Below are 18,664 nucleotides of genomic sequence, written 5' to 3'. Positions count from 1 at the left end.
AAAAGTTCATTTGTTAACTTTTTTCTCAAGAGCATCAAGAGTTTTTTTCATTTCTTCCAGGTGCTTTGCAACCGCAGTATTTTTAAACCATTTCCGCAATGGTTGTGCCGGCTGACCCGCATACATGCCCGGTTCCTTTACATCTTGAATTACCGCAGCGCGCTGCACAAACACGCAGTCATCACTAATATTCAAATGATCGAGAATACCGGTTTGGCCACTGCAACGAAGTCTCTTGCCAATATTAGTTGAACCTGCCACTGCACATTGCGCCGCAACCAAACCGTCCTCACCTACAGTCGTGTTGTGCGCTATATGAACCTGGTTATCAAATTTGCAGCCATCTTTTATATGTGTGGAATTAAACGTTGCTCGGTCGATTGTGCAATTGGCGCCCAAAACCACGTCATCGCCCAGAACGACATTGCCAGTTTGTGGCACACGATAACTTTTTTGATGTTGGTCCTGCGCGAAACCAAAACCTTCGCTTCCAATAACAGTCCCGGACATGATAATGCAACGGTCACCCACCTCACACGAATACGAAATGGTGACATTTGGATGAATTATAGTATCGGCACCGATTTTCACATACTCCTCAATCACCGCATTAGCCATAATCGTTGAGTTTTCACCTATGCGCGCATTCTTTGAAATAACTGCATTGGGCCCCACGCATACATTACTCCCTATTGTTGCAGACTCATGTATCACCGCAGAATCATGAACTTGTGACCAACCATTATCGCGAAAATCACGATCACCATAGGCTTGCCGCATTAGTGCTTGCACTAATTTTGCGTTAGAACTCACCAGTAAAGTAGTATTCGTTAAATCTTTAAACAGCTCAGCTAATTTTTCATTCGTTACTACAGCGGAAGGTTTTTGCTTGATCACATAATTTACATAATCTTCACTTTCGACAAACACCAAGTCACCTTCACCACACTGTTTAATATCAGGCATTTCACTAATGATATTGTCTGGCCCTTGCTGGTTAATAAACAAGTTCCACTCTGATAACTCATTTACGATTTCTGAAACTTTCTTATGCATGGTTCCTTTCCGCGTGATGTGAAAATATGCTGAGTGTCATTCTAAAACAATTTGCTTTTCTACATTATAAAAAAAGAGCAAAAAAAAGCGCTCATTTGAGCGCTTTTTGAATGAAAACGAAAAAATTTCATTAACCTGGCGAAAAGGACGATCCACAACCGCATGTTGTTTGTGCATTTGGATTACGGATTACAAATTGCGCACCTTCTAGACCTTCTGAATAATCAATTTCAGCACCCATTAGATATTGAAAACTCATGGGATCTACTAATAGCGTAACACCACTGTTAACTACCGATGTATCACCGTCTTGAAGATTTTCATCAAAAGTAAACCCATATTGAAAACCTGAACAACCACCTCCGCTTACAAAAACACGTAACTTGAGATTTTCGTTTTTCTCTTCGTCGATTAGCTGCTGTACTTTATTTGCGGCTGCATCCGTAAAAACAAGAGAAGCTGGCGGTGCCGAAGGCGCTGTTGATTGTGCTGTCTCAGGTGCAGACATGATTACTCCAATAAAAATATGTTAGAACTTGCTAATATACTAACATTACCCTAGTAAATTAGTCAAGTATTCCAAAATAGCTGCGCAACCCTATTAACTTAGCGACTTATCCCTGGATCTCATGTGTTTTGCTGGTGAACCAGGTTGCCATTTACTTCTGCCCCAGTAGTCATTTCCAGTAAATTATAATAAACACTTCCGGTAATTTTAGCACTTGCCGCAAGTTCGATGGTCCCTGTTGCATATACATCCCCATGTACTGTGCCATACACAATAACAGTCGGGCCACGAATCTCACCCTTCACTAATCCAGATTCACTAACGACCACAAACCCTTTGTCAACTTCCTCAGCCATGAGATTACCCTCAACCCGCCCTTCGATATGTACACCACCTGCGTAAAGAATATCGCCGACGATTTTTGAGTGTTTGCCAACTAAAGTATCTACACGCATCGTTTTAATTTTTTTCTTGAATGCCATACAAACCTACTTTTAACTTTTACCAAACACTTCGTCCCAATTGTAACTCACTGCAATTGGCTGTTTACTATTTTGATCACGACGCACTTCTAAATGTACAGCTGAGGGCTCAAACGTATCAGGTAAAGTAAAGCTTCCTGAAATCTTTTGAAAATATTTAAATGAAAATGTTAAAGACGTATCAGATATTTCACTAGCATCTTCAAATACCAAACGCTTGAGGATCTCTTGCTCCTCTCCGTCCACACTTAAACCAATCACTCCAGATACTTTTTTCTCACTCTTTTTAGGCACCCCTGTCAAAACTAACTCATAAACATATTTATCTGTAATTGAATCTTTATGCAAACTAAATGCCTTGATATGTACCAATGTATGATCAGTGTTTGCTGTATAAAGCGTATTGTAAAAATGTAATTCTTGATTTAGCTCTAACAATTCAAGATCTTTTTCTTGCAAAGTTTTTTTCATTTCTTCAACCGCTGCAAGCTCAACCTTGGTTGAACGTTCCACAAACGCTAAATCATGCTCTAGTTCGCGAACCTTTTTTTCTAAATATTTGATCTTTTCATCACTATCTGCAAACTCCAGTGTGCTTTGCGATGATATGAATGGAATATTTAAACCATTCGCACCCACCCAGTACGCGCAAAATAATGACAACAAAAAAAGCCCTGCAGTGATCCCAAATGAAACCAGGTATGAACCTTTATGCTGACTATATATATGTGTTTCTAATTTCATAACAAACGATCAAAGCATTACGGATACAGGCCTGGCTGCATTAAACCCGTAGTTTCCTCTATTTCAAACATTAAGTTCATATTCTGAACTGCTTGACCAGCAGCTCCTTTCACCAAGTTATCTATTACAGATAAGACTACTACGGTATCACTATCATAGGGTTGCGATACTGACAACATACACTGATTAGATGCACGAACATGCTTTGTTTCGGGCAGCACTCCCTCTTCCAATACCTGCACAAATGGCTCATTTTTATAATGTTGTTGATACAGTCCAGCTAAATCAGCAATGCTCTCTGTTTTTGTCACATACAAAGTTGCAAAAATTCCACGCACCATAGGTACTAAATGCGGTGTAAATACAAAATTTACATCATGAGCTGTAACAAATTCTAATTCTTGCTTGATTTCTGGCCAATGACGATGCGCATTTACATTGTATGCTTTAAAGTTTTCACCCGCTTCACTAAAAAGCGTAGGTACATTTGCGCCTCGCCCTGCACCACTCACGCCAGACTTAGTATCTGCAATGAGCTGAGTATCTTTTACAATTCCTGCAGTAAGTAATGGCAAAAAACCCAATATCACAGCTGTCGGATAACAACCTGGATTCGCAATGAGTTGCGCTTTTTTAATCTCTTCTCTGTGCAGCTCGGGCAGTCCATATACAGCAGTCTGCAACACATCCGGACAGGCATGAGCTTGTTTGTACCAGTGCTCCCAAATAGCTGAATCTTTAATTCTAAAATCCGCAGCGAGGTCAATTACTTTAACACCGGCTTTCAATAGCTCGGGCACCATTTGCATTGCTGTTCCGTTAGGTGCAGCAAAAAATACACAATCACATTCCTTCAGCGCTGCCACATCAGGTTTGGTAAAATTTATCCCAAAACTGGACAACAGGCTTGGGTACAGACTGGAAACTTTTTTACCTGCTTCACTGCGTGATGTAACCACTTTAACTTCAACATTTGGATGCAAAGCGAGAACGCGCAGCAACTCCACACCGGTATATCCTGTTCCTCCAACTATTCCAACTGAAATCATAAGTCTTATTTCCTCATGCTTCTCTTATTGAGACGGTCGATTCATACTCTAAATTTAGTGCTTAATATAAATCTTGGTGCATCATACAAGCTAATATGTTTATCCAAAAGAAAAACACACCTGTACGTATAAATCCTTTGGTAACAGACCCAATAAATTCTTATGGCATAATCTAGTCCATGGGAAATGATTCAGCGATTGGTAGACTGCTTAAAAAAGCACTAGAAAACTTGCGTCTGCGCACATCTAGACCAGATGCTCTAATTCAACTGGCTATTCTGGGCACTCTAGCTGGCCTCATGACAGGCCTGGTTATCGTCTCATTCCGACTACTTATAGAAGTGGTTCAAATTTCTTTCTTACCCTATGGAGACCCAGAAAATTACGAAGGTTTACCTCTCCACCTCAGGGTCTTATTACCTATCGCAGGAGCACTTCTAATTGCTGCTCTTTATAAGTTACTAGCTAAAAAAGATTCCACTGTAGGTGTATCGCATGTAATGGAAAGACTTTCCTATCATCAAGGCTACTTAGGCATTCGTAGTTTTTTGTTGCAATATCTAGGTGGCGCCATGGCAATCATTTCCGGGCAGTCTTTAGGACGTGAAGGCCCAGCCATTCATCTTGGTGCCGCAACTAGCAGTTTAGTGGGTCAACAACTAGGCCTACCGAATAATACAATCCGCACACTTGTAGCCTGTGGAACTGCAGCAGCCATTGGCGCGTCTTTTAATACACCATTAGCGGGTGTAATTTTCGCACTTGAAGTGGTAATGATGGAATACTCTTTGGCCAGCTTTCTACCTGTCATACTATCTGCAGTTAGTGCCACTGCAGTCACACGCGCTGTATTTGGTACCGAAGTAGTATTTTCAGTCCCCAACTTTCAACTTACTAATTTACTAGAACTTCCTTATGTCATGTTTCTAGGTGTCGTGACCGGTATCGCAGCTTTTGTATTTATTTACTTAACAAGATTATCTGCTTTAGCAGGCAAAAAATTACCCACATGGATTAAATTTACACTGGCAGGTTGCATTACCGGACTGCTTGCTATTGTCGCGCCACAAATAATGGGGATCGGCTATGACACCGTGAACAATACCTTAGTCAATAATATCGGCCTGACATTATTACTCATTATTTTTGCGGCGAAACTAATTGCTACAGCTTGCAGCATTGGTCTGGGTTTACCTGCTGGACTCATTGGCCCTACGTTTGTAATAGGCGCAAGTTTGGGAGGCATTATGGGTCTTATGGCGCAACCTATCTTCCCAGAGCTATCTTCTTCTCCAGGCATGTATGCGCTAATTGGCATGGCAGCCATGATGGGGGCTACCTTACAAGCACCTCTAGCAGCATTAACAGCTGTATTTGAACTTACCAGCAACCCAAATATTATTTTACCCGGCATGTTAGCGATTGTTACTGCACAACTTACGGCTAGCCAGTTATTTGGCCAGCGATCCATTTATAGAATGTTGATGCAACTAAAAGGCTTGGATTACCGACATGAGCCCATGGTGCAAGCTTTACGTCGAGTTGGTGTAGCAAATGTGATGAATCGCAATATACATCGAAGCACTAATATCATTAGCAATGAAAAAGCCAAAGAATTAGTACAGCAAAATAAAGAATGGATAGTGATCGAAAAAGATGAACCCATTGCAATTCTACCTACCTCTGACTTAAGCAATTACCTGCAAGATGAAAAAGAAGAGGAAGTCGATGAGATTAATTTAATGGAAATTCCTGCTAAACGACTGCAAGTAAGCTGCATAGATTTACGTGCCACAGCCGATTCAGCACGTGAATATTTTATACAAGAAGGTGTTGAAGCACTTTGTATTAGCAGCACCATAGGGCCTGATATAATCCGTGTATATGGAATTCTCACCAAAGAAAAGTTTAAAAGCTCCTACGACATATAAAAACACACAAGCGAACTAAATATGTTTCTAACTCTTTTCCCCTGGATAAAAGCCTTTCACATTATTTTTGTGATCACCTGGTTTGCTGGATTATTTTATTTACCACGCTTATTTGTACATCATGCATTAACAGAAGAACAAGCTTGCAAAGAGCGTTTTAAAATCATGGAGCGTAAACTCTATCGATTCACCACTCCCAGCATGGCTCTCACAATAGTATTGGGCTCTTTACTGCTAGCATCTAATTGGAGCGCATATGCAAGTTCTGGATGGATTTATGCAAAGTTAGCACTGATTATACTACTGATAATTTATCATTTGTGGTGCGGAAGATTAGTTAAAGCATTTGCTAACGATACTAATACCAAATCACCTGTTTGGTATCGCTGGTTTAATGAAGCACCTGTTCTTGCCCTGTTCACAATTGTAATTCTGGTGGTCGTCAAACCTTTCTAGAAGCGGCTTGGAACCTCTGCAAGAAATATAACGCTGCCAACCAAAGCAGAACCGTTAATAATAGTAACTGGCATGCTATGGGCCCAAACAATACCGGAGCTTTCATCATCGTACTCATTAATGATTCTTCATAGTAAAAAAACCACTGATGGTTATTAGGAAATATAAGCTCATGACCAACATAGAAAATTTTTGTTGGCCCTATCAACATCACTAAAACAGCTAAAGCTAATATTACTCCTACGCCACCAATCAAGTGACGTTTAAATTTTGCTACAGGTATTTTCCTAGTTCGCATCAATATAAATACAATACATACAATTAGAGGCCCAAAAATAACTAGATATTTAAATTTACTAACTAAAGTAGCTACGTCCTTAAGATGTACCACTTCAGCATCTGTAAGTAATGTTCGCTTTGCGTTTTTTTCTTCATCTAGGTAACTTAAATCTCTTAAACCTTCCCCATCGCGTTGGATCCCTGCAACTATTCCCGAAAACAGTTCAATATGTTGTTGTTGATTTGTATTCTCAAAACCATTCTTAAATTTATTATCAGGTGCGTATTTACTAATAGTCTCATCAAGATTAAGCACTTCGTACCAAGTTGAGTACAGAAAGTTTGCAGCTGCATTGAGATTCCAGGCGATATAAAAACTGACACAGAATAAAGATATAGAAAGTAAGAAGTTGAGAATTGCAGATTGGTATTTCATGTTGCAGGCAATTCTAACTGCAATAGTACGTTCTACCGAATAAATACCTTTTAATAAGTTGCTTAATAACATCGTTTCTTTAGGAAATTACCCTCAATTAGATATATAAATGCGAATCATTCTCATTAGTATTACTATAAACGTTGATTGCAAAGCAGGTAAATCAGCTAATCATATATAACTATTTGTTTTTAAGGGATATTTTAAATGAAACACATTAAACCATTACGCAATATTGTGGCCTTGGCTGCTCTATTGGTCATCACTCTACCCATCCAAGCAGAGCAAATTTCGGTAGATAAAGAGGAATACGAGAACCTTAAAAAAGCAGTTGAGTATTTAATGATTCAACAAAAACAAGCCATGGAAACTGCCACACGCGCAGAAGAGAAAGCAGTCGAGGCAAATGAAATTGCAAATGCAACCGCTGAAGTTGTAGAAGACAGCCCTCTCGATGCCTTAGAAGGCATTTCGATAGGCGGCTATGGTGAAGTTCACTATAATAATCTAGATGCGGACGATAGCAGTCGTGATGTGGATGAAGCTGATCTTCATCGCTTTGTAGTCTTTTTAAACAAACAATTCACCGACGACCTTCGTTTTGTTTCAGAGTTTGAAATTGAACATGGTGGCGTTGAGTCAGATGGTGATCCATTGGGTGGTGAAGTAGAAGTTGAACAAGCTTATATTGAATATGATGTTAACAACGATGCTCAAGTTCGAGGTGGCGTTTTCTTAGTACCTGTTGGAATTTTAAATGAAACACATGAACCTCCAACATTTTACGGCGTAGAGCGCAATGATGTTGAAAACATCATAATTCCTTCTACATGGTGGGAAGTAGGTGTAGGTGGAAATTATAAATGGGATAATGGAATAAGTGCAGATTTAGCGATGACCTCTGGTCTCGATATTCCAAATAGCGGAAGAATTCGTAGTGGTCGTCGCAAGGCATCGCAATTAGATGCAAGTAATTATGCATATACAGGCCGATTAAAATATACAGGCATACAAGGCTTAGAACTCGCAGCTACTGTAAATCACCAAACTGATGCTAGTCAGACAAACGATGCAAACAATGACGTGATTGAGGAAGCTACTCTATATTCATTTCATGGCATATATAATCGCGGCCCAATTGGTCTTAGAGCGCTATACGCTGAATGGGACATCGATGGAGATATTAAAGATGCAGCAGGCAGCCCAGATGAGCAATTCGGGTGGTATCTTGAACCAAGCTACAAAATAAATAGCTGGCTAGGATTGTATGCTCGTTACGAAGAAGTAGAAGGCCAACGAGTTCAAGATCAGTTCAGCCAATGGGAAGTGGGTGCAAACTGGTGGCCACATGAAGATGTAGTGGTTAAATTTGACTGGCGCGATCGATCACATGATCCTGAAGCTGAAGCACAAGATCGTGACTTCGATGGATTCGATTTAGGTATCGGTTATATGTTCTAGATAATTCATCTAGATTAGACTATCTAAGCCCATATTGTATAAAACTGATATGGGCTTTTAATTTTAGAAATACGCGAACAAAAAAGTAATTTAAACTGCTTCAATTCAATATGAAATGGATTTTACCAATACTTATTTTATTAATTGCGCATGTTGCCACGGCTGCAGAAAGTGTTTATCAATCACCGGAAGACTTTCTGTCTGCTACGTTTACAGCAACACCCAACCCTAAGCGACTCACCTTATCTGGAGATCTAGGCAAAGAAGTTAAAAAGATCCTTGGTCACCGATATAAAAAAATTCGCGTGCCATATTGGCAGGATGACTGCCGCACAGCCTGGATTCTTGAAGAAATTGGTAAAGAACGTTATATCACTACGGGCTTTGTGGTGAACTCCCAGGGTCTTGAGAAGGCTAAAGTATTAATTTTTAGAGAAAGCCGTGGTTGGGAAGTGAAACAAGATTTTTTTGGAAAGCAATTTATTGGAGCAAAACTAACAGAGAAAAACAAGCTCGATACGAATATTGACAATATCTCTGGTGCCACCCTCTCGGTAAATGCTGTCACCAACATCTCCAGAATGTCTCTTTTGCTACATAAACATGTAACAAAAGATTCGTGTTAATATTTTTGCCCCATGGCCGCCAAACTCCACATGTGGCATCGCAGAATAGGTCTGCTTGCTGCAATATTCATTGCTTTTTTAGTGATTACTGGCATTGCATTACAACATAGCGATGATTTCAATCTAAATAAGCAATACTTATCCAGCTCTTGGTTGCTTAAGTATTACGGGATTAAGCCTAATCCAATAACGACATATCAGCTTGGCAACCAGACCATCTCTCATGCTGGAGAATCAATCTATTTATCTGGAAAACCTATAACACATGAAATAAGTGCTATTCATGGTGCCGTTAAACATATCACCGACACGAATAACAAAATTGTCATTGCCACCTCTGACTCTTTAATCGTCATCGGTCATGATGGACACATAATTGACGAAATCACTACACAAGATGGTTTACTGGAAGCTCCCATTGGTATCGCACTGTCAAAAAACAACACTATGGTAGTGCGTGGAATTAACACATATTGGGAAAGTCTTGGTGATTTAACCCGTTGGCAAAAACTACAAGGACCACATCCTCACTGGGTAGCACCCGCGATAACCCTACCGGTTTTAAGACAAGTAATTGAATCTCATGATATGAGCAAACAAATTAATTTAGAAAGGTTTTTACTCGATGCCCATAGTGGGCGAGTTTTTGGAAAATATGGTATTTACGTTATAGATGTAGCAGCCATCTTGTTACTGATTCTTTCCATTACAGGAATTTGGCTCTGGGTAATACGACGGTAGTTCGACGTTAAAATTCAAATAATTAATGCACCGCAGTAAATAAAAATGGCTCAAATTCTTTTAATGCTTTCTCATATACCTTACGTTTAAACGCAACCACTTCTTCAAGAGGATGCCAATAATCCACCCAGCGCCAGTTATCAAATTCTGGTTTTTGAGAATGATTTAAGCAAATATTACTTTCATCAGTTTGTAATTTTAGCAAAAACCAACGCTGCTTTTGTCCAATGCATTTAGGCATACTATGCTTTCGCACTAAACGTTCAGGCAATTTATAATGAAGCCAATCTTTTGTACAAGTGATAATATCAACGTGGCTTTGACCTAAACCGGTTTCTTCTTCTAACTCCCGATAAAGAGCCTGCTCAATGGTTTCATTTGGTTGAACTCCTCCTTGAGGAAATTGCCAGGCTTCTTGACCATACCGTTTACACCAAACGACATGCCTAGATTCATTACATACTATGATGCCAACATTTTCGCGATAACCAGAAGCATCAATTACATGCTGATTGCATTCCATCACTACCCTCCAGCCGTATATTGTTGCATAGGGTCTAAATAGGAGCAATTTAGACTGCGTCTAGATATACAAACTTAATATACAATACAATGACTTAGCATTATTGATACAGATTTTCTTTAAACCTTTATATTTATTATAACTATGGCATTAGCATTATTCGATCTAGACGAAACCTTAATTGCTGGCGATAGTGATTATGAGTGGGGTGCTCACCTTGTATCCATTGGCAAGGTAGACGCTAAATACTATGCAAGTGAGAACGAGCGTTTTTACAAAGAGTATCTTGCAGGTAAGTTAGATGTATATGAATTTTTAAATTTTGCCCTGCAACCTTTAGCCAATAATTCTTACGATGAATTATGCCAATGGCGTGAAGATTATATAGAGCAACGCATCAAACCAATTATCAAACCCAAGGCATTTGATTTAATTTCCAAACATCGCGATGCTGGAGATCGTTTAGTTATTGTCACTGCAACAAACAGTTTTATTACTGAACCAACTAAAGATATGTTTGGCATGGACGACTTAATTGCAACGGAACCTGCAATAGAAAATGGAAACTTTACGGGTAAAGTGCGAGGCACACCGAGCTTTGGTCCTGGAAAAGTTACGCGCCTACAAGAATGGCTAAAAGATTCTAGCGATTCTCTTGAAGGAAGTTACTTTTATTCTGACTCTCGCAACGACATTCCACTGTTAGAGTTAGTTAGCCATCCCATTGCAGTAGATGCAGATGAAAAACTCAGCGAACATGCTGCTGAAAATAATTGGCAGCAGATTAGCTTGAAGTAATTTTAAATCTTAAAAAGATTGTCCAAATTCTTTTTTATACTGCTGTTTAAAATCATTCAATGAATATTTGTGATTCTGCGTACCATTATGTGCAACTTTTATAGCACCCATTAGCGCTGCAATACGACCCGTGACATCCCAACCTAGATTATTCATTAAGCCGTAAATCAAACCGCCTCGGTACGCATCTCCACAGCCGGTTGGATCTAGAACTGAAGTGGCTTTCACTGCAGGAATTTCCATTGACTTACCATCGGTATGAATTACAGAACCTTCGCCACCTCGAGTAACAATTGCGGCTTCAACTTTTTCGGCAATCTGTTGAATCGATAAACCAGTCCGCTCTTGCAATAATTGTGACTCATAGTCATTCACACAAACATAAGTGGCTTGCTCTACAAGCTTAAGCAATTCTTCACCATCAAACATTGGCAAGCCCTGACCAGGATCAAACATAAATGGAATTTCAGCATCTACACACTGCTGCGCGTGCTGCACCATTCCATCTTTACCATCCGGAGAAATTAACACTAGACTGATTCCATCTTTGGTAGGAATTACATTTTCATGCGCGTTATTCATTGAGCCGGGATGAAAAGCAGTTATTTGGTTATCATCTAAGTCTGTTGTGATAAAAGCTTGCGCGGTATATTCGTTATCAATCTGTTTAATGTATTTCTGATCGATACCACACTCAGACATCCATTTTGAATAAGGATCAAAATCTTGACCTACTGTTCCCATCGGTAATCCGTCACCACCCAATAAATTTAAATTGTAGGCAATGTTGCCCGCACAGCCACCAAATTCTTTACGCATTTGTGGCACTAAAAAACATACATTCAGAATATGCACCTTTTCTGGCAAGATATGTTCTTTGAAACGGTCAGGAAAGACCATAATGGTGTCGTAGGCCATTGAGCCACAAATTAGTGCTGACATCGTAAAATTCCTTTCTTGTTAGATAAACTTATGTACATCGTGAAAAATATGGTTGCAGAGTATCCGTTGTACACACAATAAAATAAAGTGCTTTTATAAATGACGGTATTAAAAAACGAATTAGTTCGCCACTATGCGTGGCTACGCAAATATGGCTATAACGACTCGCATAGCGGTAATGCCTCTGTTCGTGATGGAGATCGCATATGGGTGACCCCCACAGGAGCTTGTGCGGACACGTTACAAGCTGATGATTTAGTTGCGTGCTCAGTGGATGGGTCGTGCGGAAAAGATGCATCGTTTGACGCAAAATTACATATTGAAGTCTATAAACAAAACGCTAAAGCCCATGCAGTATTTCATAGCCACGGGCCCCACACCATCGCATTGACCATGAGCGGAAAAGACTTCATACCTGATGATTTTGAAGGCAAGCTCTATTTCCCTACTGTACCCGTACACACCATTAAATTTGATGACTACTCAGCAGAGTCTCCTCGACTTGTTGCCAGCACGCTTAGTAAATATTGCATTACTGTTGTGAGTGGACATGGAGTATATGCCTGTGCTGAATCCATAAATTTAGCCTATAAATGGACCTGCTCCCTTGAGCATTCAGCAAAGATTGCTTTCCTAAACCAACAATTAAAAACTTAAATTTCCACTAGCTGGAAATCATCTTTCATCGCCCCACACTCTGGACACTTCCAATTAAATGGCACATCTCCCCAGCGTGTACCGGGCTCAATTCCCTCTTCAGGTGCACCTTTGGCCTCATCGTAGATCCATCCACAAATTACACACATATATGTTTTATACTGCATTAATGGTTCTATCCCTATTTAACTAAATATTCCAGTTACATAATGAATACATCTGCAAATACACCTGTTGTTATGGCATTTTCAGGCGTAGATCCAACAGGAGGAGCTGGTATACAAGCAGATATTGAAACCATTGCAAGCTTGGGTTGCCACGCCGCACCTATTATTACATCAGTAACGGCTCAAGATACTACCAATGTCATTGACACCTCTCAAATCAATGAACACTTTATTATTCAACAAGCACGAATTGTTCTAGAAGACATGAACGTTGCTACAATAAAAATTGGCCTAATCGAAAGCGACACAACTGCAATGGCGATACACTCTCTGCTAACCGATTATAAAGATATACCTGTTGTATTAGATCCCATTATCATTGCCGGTGGCGGTAAAGTTTTAGCTAATGAAAATGTGATTGATGCTATTAATACCTTGCTAGTACCGCTAGCCACAATCGTGACCCCTAATAGCGAGGAGACTAGAAGCTTGGCACCTGAAGGCGACACCCTCGATGCTTGTGCAATGGCACTATTAGAGCGCGGCACACATTATGTTTTGGTCACAGGCACTCACGAAAAAACCGATAAAGTTTGTAATGTTTTATATGGCAATCATCGCAAGCTCGACACACGCAGCTGGCCTCGTCTACCCGACCAATACCATGGCTCAGGCTGTACACTTTCCTCCGCTATAGCTTCAAATATAGCGCGTGGGCAAGACATTGTTTCTGCCACCCATCAAGCCCAAGAATACACCTGGAAATGTTTACAGGCTGCCCGTCAGCTTGGCATGGGGCAAAAAATTCCCAATCGGTTTCATTGGCTGAAATAGCTATTCCAAAAAATCATGCAAAAACTTACAGGTCTATATGTAATAGCCGATGCGGCGTGTATTGGTAATGATAAAATTATTACTAAAACAGAAGAAGTCTTAACTACCGGTGTAAAAATAATTCAATATCGAGACAAGATTAATTCACCAGAAGATCGCTACAAAATTGCTGCACAACTACGTAAGCTTACACACGATCATACTTGCTTATTAATTATTAATGATGATGCACAGTTAGCTCTTGATATCGACGCTGATGGCGTACATTTAGGTAAAAATGATACTTCTATTGAACAAGCTAGAAGGCTGCTTGGCGACGATAAAATTATTGGCGCCTCATGTTATGCGCAATATGAAGATGCACAGATAGCTATAAATGCTTCTGCGGACTACATAGCATTTGGTAGCTTTTTCCCATCTACAACCAAACCTAATGCCCCTAGAGCTGAAATTGCTCTTCTTACAAAAGCAAAACAGCAATTTAAAACCCCAATCTGTGCAATTGGTGGCATTACCCCCCAAAATGCTACTAACGTTCTAACCGCAGGTGCAGATATGATTGCCGTAATTAGTGCAGTTTTTAATGCTTCATCTCCAAAGCAGGCTGTGCAAGAATATTTATCATTAATGTGAAACTTTGAAATTATGACGACATCAGAACAAGCCTTTGAAGAAGCCCAAAAATTTATTCCAGGTGGCGTTAATTCCCCCGTTCGTGCATTTAAAGCTGTAGGCGGAGCACCTGTATTTATCAAACGCGCACATGGTTCGCGTATATATGACATCCACGACAAAGAGTTTATCGACTACGTTGGTTCTTGGGGTCCGATGATCCTAGGGCACGCACACCCCGAAGTAATCCAAGCGGTTCAAAACGCTGCAGAACATGGTTTAAGTTTTGGCGCACCTACTGAAATAGAATCTGAAATGGCGAAACTAGTTTGCGAACTGGTTGAATCTATAGAAATGATACGCATGACCAGCTCAGGTACAGAAGCCACAATGAGTGCAATTCGCCTGGCTCGCGGCCACACTGGACGCAATAAAATTATAAAATTTGAAGGTTGTTACCATGGACATGGTGACGCATTGTTAGTGAAAGCCGGCTCCGGCGCACTTACACTTGGCGTACCGAGCTCTCCTGGTGTACCTGATGAGACCGCAGAAAATACGATCACCCTCACCTACAACAACTTGGAAGAAGTTGAACAAGTATTTGAAAAAATGGGCGAGGAAATTGCTTGTGTAATTGTGGAACCGATTGCGGGCAATATGAATTGCATCCCTCCCGTAAAGGATTTTTTACAAGGTTTACGTAAGACTTGTTCTGAATATAAGTCGATATTAATTTTTGATGAAGTCATGACTGGTTTTCGCGTTGCAAAAGGTGGCGCGCAACAGCTTTATAAAGTCGTTCCAGACTTAACCACGCTGGGCAAAATTCTCGGCGGTGGCATGCCGGTGGGTGCCCTTGGTGGCGAACGTGCCATTATGGACTCTCTGGCTCCTGTAGGCCCTGTTTATCAAGCAGGAACTCTATCTGGCAACCCTATTGCCATGACCGCAGGCCTAACAACGCTTAAATTACTTTCAGAACGCGGCTTTCACGATCAATTGCAGCGCAAAACAAAAATGTTGGTCGAGGGGCTGTTAGATGCTGCAAAAAAGAACAATATTCCACTCTCTGCAAATTATGTAACCGGTATGTTTGGTTTGTTTTTTAGTGAAGAAGAGAAGATTACTTCTTTTTCACAAGTAACTGCTTGTAATGCAGATCACTTTAATAAATTCTTCCACTACATGTTAGATCAAGGAGTATATCTTGCCCCTTCGTCTTATGAAGCAGGATTTATTTCAAGCGCGCATACAGAAGAAGATATCGAAAAAACCATTGAAATCGCCAATAAAGCGTTTGCTAAAATTTAGAGAGTTGGCTCTACAATTTCTTGAAAACAAGATTTTTGGAAACGCGGCGAACAGATAGCTAGAAATATCAAATCACTAGCACCAGTATTGCTTATTTTTTGCATACAGCCAGATGGAATAATTACCACATCACATGGTCTTATTGCTTGAGGCGAAAGATTCCCTACATCAATCAAACCTTCGCCTTCAAGAATCACATATCGCTCTACCGTACCAATTAATTCATGTAATTGAGTAGTAACTCCTGGCTCAACTCGTGCCCTAGCGATGGACAAACCCGGATCATCATCAGAATTAGAAAGTTCAGTTATATAACAGCCTTCACCAAAATAATATTCGTTTGAGAAATCAGCTTTCTTGACATATGGCTGCATTGATTAAAATTATTATTTGATACGCTGTTGAAGAAAATCGATTACAATTTTTTGTACACGCTCATCTTCTAATAAATCATGCTGGTTACTTAATTTACCTTTCTTGTATACCACTGACTTGCTGCCATTCTTTCTGTTCAAGAAACTTGTGCAGTCGCCTTTGTTATAGGAATTTTGAAACCAGGGATCTCTAGAACCTACCAGCGCTAAAACTGGTTCGCCTTTAGGCGCTCTTACTCCTTTATATTCTTGCCATCCTGCATTACAAGTCCAGCCTTCTACTACACGCGCATTAACTGCTCGATTCTTATTTTTTGAATAAAATCTTGCAGTAGTTATTGCACCTTCACTAAAGCCCATTAAAAATACATTATTTTCATCCACCCAAGGCAGTTGTTTAGCCTGCGCGATAGTATTTCCCGCATCATTTAGCCTAATTCTAATAACCCCACGATACATGCTACCCACATGTCGAGACGGGTCACATGATTGCGGATACTTCTCGCGCGCAAAACTAGGTGGCGCAATGACCGCAAAACCATTTTTAGCTAACAAATTAAGACGCCTAATCGTACCCGGCCACATTCCTGAACATCCATGCAAATAGATAACCGTTGGAAATTTTTTATTAAGCTTTAAGGGTGCTGATGTGATTTCAGCAATGGTGCTTTGAATATACTCATCTTTATCTGATGGAATGCGAACTAGACTCGCTTGCCATACTCGCTCTAACTCCTCAGGATCATTCCAGTCTTTGCGAGACATTTTCGAAGCAGATGTAAGCTTCTTTCCGCCATTGCCGTATTGGCTATATGAATCTGAAGACTCCGCATATGCAGATGCATTTAAAAACACAACTGCCAAAAATAATAAATAACTAAACCGTTTGATGTTGGCCATATAATTTTGAGTACAATCCATTCGCGTTAATCAATTCTTCGTGTCCACCTTGTTCGGTAACCTTCCCATCTTCAAATACGTATACAGTATCCGCCTGCTTAACCGCACTTAATCGGTGTGCAACGATAATCATAGTTCTACCTTTAAGTAATTCTGCTAGTGCTATATGCAGTTTAGCTTCCGTATCCGCATCCAGTGCAGAAGTCGCCTCATCTAGAATAACGACTTGTGGATTAGTTAGTGCCATCCTAGCAATGGCAATGCGTTGTCGTTGACCGCCAGACAGACGAACTCCATCGACCCCAATCAAACTATCCAACCCTCTAGGCATAGCTTCGATAACATCTTTAATTTGTGCAACTTCTAGCACTCGCCATAAAGCCGCATCTGGCATTTCTCTACCCAGCGTTAAATTCATGCGTACTGTATCGTTAAATAATGCTGGATGTTGCAGCACACAAGCCACATGCTCACGCACCACCTCCATGCCAATTCGCGAAACTGGAACATGATCAAACTTTATTTCACCAAATAGCGGCGGATACAACCCAAGCAATACTTGTACTAGCGTTGATTTTCCACCACCACTCGCGCCGACTAACGCCACTTTTTCACCTGCTTGAATAGCAAGATTAACGCCATCCAACACATAAGGCCCATCACCATAGGCAAACTTAATATCTTCTATTTGCACGCTAACCGCATGTTTGTCGGTGAACGGATTTTCTATATGCGGATATTGGGGCTCTCGTGGCAAATGTAATAACTCATTTATACGCCCCAATGCAGCCTTAGCCCCATAAAAAGAATATTGAATACTCAACACCTCTTGCACTGGACCCATCATAAACCAAAGATATCCAAACACAGCAATCATCTCGCCAATGCTGAGGTCGGTTATCAACACCATCGCCATACTTAGTGCACGAAAGATATCAAAGCCAATTAAAAATACTGAAAAAGATAATCTGTTTGCTGCATCGCTTTTCCATGAAAATGCAGTCGAATGTTCTTTTAATTCTTTTGCATTTTTCTTTACACGATCTAAGTAGTAAGTCTCTCTATTGCTTGCACGAATTTGTTGAATACCACCCAAAGTTTCGGTAAGCGATTGCTGAAATTTTTCAAAAGATTTATTTTCTTTTTTCTTAAGTTCTTTTACTTTCTTACCTATCAACATAGTGATGTAAATCACCAATGGATTTACAAACATAATACATAATGCAAGTTGCCAATGTAGCCAAAGCAATACACCCGCAACACCCACTATAGTTAATGCCGCAACTAGAAATTTACTTACTGTTTCACCTGCAAACTGATCAACCGTATTTAAATCAGTCACAAATTTTGAGGATACGGCACCACTGCCTAGAGTCTCATACTCCGACATAGCCACCGATTTCAGTCGATTAAGTAATTGATAACGAATTCGATAAATGATGTCTTTCGCAATGCCGACAAATTTTTTAGTTTGCCAAACATTCAAAAACAAATAGGTTAAACGCAGAATAATACATATCGCAGTTAGCACAGCAATGTATAGAAAAGGTGTATGCAAAGACTCTGGGAAGAATTTACCCACTGTAGCAACCACCTTTCCTGGCCTTTCTAACAATACCTCATCAATCAAAAGTGGGATAAGCAGTGGAATAGGAATGCTTGCAAGCACCGCCACAATGGCAATGAGATGTGCAGAATAAAGTTCTTTTTTATGCGCAAGCGCCATGTTTAACACATGGCGTACGGTATACCGCTCTGGAATAGATTCTATATT

Annotated in this window: 22 protein-coding genes; 10 read left to right on the top strand and 12 right to left on the bottom strand. The window is 40.2% G+C overall.

Annotated features, from left to right (window positions below; translation table 11 throughout):
• Positions 1–6 precede the first annotated feature (6 nt).
• The 5 genes from lpxD to GKR92_00295 form a co-directional block, all read right to left on the bottom strand.
• On the bottom strand, positions 7–1,056 hold the full coding sequence (gene lpxD / locus GKR92_00315) for a UDP-3-O-(3-hydroxymyristoyl)glucosamine N-acyltransferase (GenBank protein QMU60225.1): 1,050 nt from the start codon (positions 1,054–1,056) through the stop codon (positions 7–9).
• Positions 1,057–1,186: 130 nt separating this feature from the next.
• Complete coding sequence (gene erpA, locus GKR92_00310; GenBank protein QMU60224.1) at positions 1,187–1,564, bottom strand: iron-sulfur cluster insertion protein ErpA; 378 nt, start codon at positions 1,562–1,564, stop codon at positions 1,187–1,189.
• A gap of 119 nt (positions 1,565–1,683) precedes the next feature.
• Entirely contained in the window at positions 1,684–2,046 is a 363-nt protein-coding gene (locus GKR92_00305; protein QMU60223.1) for a cell shape determination protein CcmA, read from the bottom strand.
• Between the two features lie 12 nt (positions 2,047–2,058).
• On the bottom strand, positions 2,059–2,790 hold the full coding sequence (locus tag GKR92_00300) for a hypothetical protein (protein QMU60222.1): 732 nt from the start codon (positions 2,788–2,790) through the stop codon (positions 2,059–2,061).
• 17 nt (positions 2,791–2,807) lie between these two features.
• Positions 2,808–3,839 (bottom strand): N-acetyl-gamma-glutamyl-phosphate reductase, encoded by a 1,032-nt coding sequence (locus GKR92_00295; GenBank protein ID QMU60221.1) that lies wholly within the window; start codon positions 3,837–3,839, stop codon positions 2,808–2,810.
• 179 nt (positions 3,840–4,018) lie between these two features.
• Here GKR92_00295 and GKR92_00290 point away from each other — a divergent pair, with 179 nt between their 5' ends.
• Together GKR92_00290 and hemJ are read left to right on the top strand one after the other, a co-directional pair.
• Entirely contained in the window at positions 4,019–5,770 is a 1,752-nt protein-coding gene (locus GKR92_00290; protein QMU60220.1) for a chloride channel protein, read from the top strand.
• Between the two features lie 21 nt (positions 5,771–5,791).
• Positions 5,792–6,226, top strand: coding sequence for a protoporphyrinogen oxidase HemJ (hemJ, locus tag GKR92_00285; GenBank protein QMU60219.1), 435 nt, complete (start codon positions 5,792–5,794; stop codon positions 6,224–6,226).
• Here hemJ and GKR92_00280 read toward each other — a convergent pair.
• Complete coding sequence (locus GKR92_00280; protein QMU60218.1) at positions 6,213–7,013, bottom strand: DUF1461 domain-containing protein; 801 nt, start codon at positions 7,011–7,013, stop codon at positions 6,213–6,215. The two genes, hemJ and GKR92_00280, sit on opposite strands and share 14 nt — an antisense overlap.
• A 135-nt stretch (positions 7,014–7,148) precedes the next feature.
• Here GKR92_00280 and GKR92_00275 point away from each other — a divergent pair, with 135 nt between their 5' ends.
• The 3 genes from GKR92_00275 (at position 7,149) to GKR92_00265 (ending at position 9,769) form a co-directional block, all read left to right on the top strand.
• Positions 7,149–8,402 (top strand): porin, encoded by a 1,254-nt coding sequence (locus tag GKR92_00275; GenBank protein ID QMU60217.1) that lies wholly within the window; start codon positions 7,149–7,151, stop codon positions 8,400–8,402.
• 110 nt (positions 8,403–8,512) lie between these two features.
• Positions 8,513–9,028, top strand: coding sequence for an FMN-binding protein (locus tag GKR92_00270; GenBank protein QMU60216.1), 516 nt, complete (start codon positions 8,513–8,515; stop codon positions 9,026–9,028).
• Positions 9,029–9,040: 12 nt separating this feature from the next.
• Positions 9,041–9,769, top strand: coding sequence for a hypothetical protein (locus GKR92_00265; GenBank protein ID QMU60215.1), 729 nt, complete (start codon positions 9,041–9,043; stop codon positions 9,767–9,769).
• Between the two features lie 22 nt (positions 9,770–9,791).
• On the opposite strand, the gene GKR92_00260 is transcribed toward GKR92_00265, so the two are convergent.
• Positions 9,792–10,292 (bottom strand): RNA pyrophosphohydrolase, encoded by a 501-nt coding sequence (locus GKR92_00260; protein QMU60214.1) that lies wholly within the window; start codon positions 10,290–10,292, stop codon positions 9,792–9,794.
• A gap of 144 nt (positions 10,293–10,436) precedes the next feature.
• On the opposite strand from GKR92_00260, the gene GKR92_00255 reads away from it, so the two are divergent.
• Complete coding sequence (locus GKR92_00255; GenBank protein QMU60213.1) at positions 10,437–11,090, top strand: HAD-IB family hydrolase; 654 nt, start codon at positions 10,437–10,439, stop codon at positions 11,088–11,090.
• Between the two features lie 9 nt (positions 11,091–11,099).
• On the opposite strand, the gene GKR92_00250 is transcribed toward GKR92_00255, so the two are convergent.
• The gene (locus GKR92_00250; GenBank protein ID QMU60212.1) at positions 11,100–12,032 is read right to left on the bottom strand and encodes a carbohydrate kinase family protein; all 933 of its coding nucleotides are present in this window, start codon (positions 12,030–12,032) and stop codon (positions 11,100–11,102) included.
• A gap of 99 nt (positions 12,033–12,131) precedes the next feature.
• On the opposite strand from GKR92_00250, the gene GKR92_00245 reads away from it, so the two are divergent.
• On the top strand, positions 12,132–12,689 hold the full coding sequence (locus GKR92_00245) for a class II aldolase/adducin family protein (protein ID QMU60211.1): 558 nt from the start codon (positions 12,132–12,134) through the stop codon (positions 12,687–12,689).
• Here the strand turns inward: GKR92_00245 and GKR92_00240 are convergent.
• Positions 12,686–12,856, bottom strand: coding sequence for a rubredoxin (locus tag GKR92_00240; protein QMU60210.1), 171 nt, complete (start codon positions 12,854–12,856; stop codon positions 12,686–12,688). The two genes, GKR92_00245 and GKR92_00240, sit on opposite strands and share 4 nt — an antisense overlap.
• Before the next feature lie 42 nt (positions 12,857–12,898).
• Between GKR92_00240 and GKR92_00235 the strand changes: the two genes are divergently transcribed.
• The 3 genes from GKR92_00235 to hemL are packed head-to-tail and all read left to right on the top strand — an operon-like array spanning position 12,899 to position 15,616.
• Positions 12,899–13,690 (top strand): hydroxymethylpyrimidine/phosphomethylpyrimidine kinase, encoded by a 792-nt coding sequence (locus GKR92_00235; protein ID QMU60209.1) that lies wholly within the window; start codon positions 12,899–12,901, stop codon positions 13,688–13,690.
• A 15-nt stretch (positions 13,691–13,705) separates the two neighbouring features.
• Positions 13,706–14,323, top strand: a complete 618-nt coding sequence (locus GKR92_00230) for a thiamine phosphate synthase (GenBank protein ID QMU60208.1) — start codon at positions 13,706–13,708, stop codon at positions 14,321–14,323.
• 12 nt (positions 14,324–14,335) lie between these two features.
• Positions 14,336–15,616, top strand: coding sequence for a glutamate-1-semialdehyde 2,1-aminomutase (hemL, locus tag GKR92_00225; protein QMU60207.1), 1,281 nt, complete (start codon positions 14,336–14,338; stop codon positions 15,614–15,616).
• Here hemL and GKR92_00220 read toward each other — a convergent pair.
• From GKR92_00220 to GKR92_00210, 3 genes are read right to left on the bottom strand one after another with little or no spacing between them, the layout of a single operon-like run.
• Positions 15,613–15,990 carry a cupin domain-containing protein gene (locus tag GKR92_00220; protein QMU60206.1) on the bottom strand — a complete coding sequence of 126 codons (378 nt, stop codon included), beginning with the start codon at positions 15,988–15,990 and terminating at the stop codon, positions 15,613–15,615. The genes hemL and GKR92_00220 overlap by 4 nt on opposite strands.
• 12 nt (positions 15,991–16,002) lie before the next feature.
• Positions 16,003–16,911 (bottom strand): hypothetical protein, encoded by a 909-nt coding sequence (locus GKR92_00215; protein QMU60205.1) that lies wholly within the window; start codon positions 16,909–16,911, stop codon positions 16,003–16,005.
• On the bottom strand, positions 16,868–18,616 hold the full coding sequence (locus GKR92_00210; GenBank protein QMU62672.1) for an ATP-binding cassette domain-containing protein: 1,749 nt from the start codon (positions 18,614–18,616) through the stop codon (positions 16,868–16,870). The genes GKR92_00215 and GKR92_00210 overlap by 44 nt, the downstream gene beginning before the upstream one ends.
• Positions 18,617–18,664 lie beyond the last annotated feature (48 nt).

This window comes from Gammaproteobacteria bacterium (assembly GCA_014075255.1).
Taxonomy (GTDB): Bacteria; Pseudomonadota; Gammaproteobacteria; order UBA4575; family UBA4575; genus JABDMD01.
This window is presented reverse-complemented; position numbering and strand designations above follow the sequence as displayed.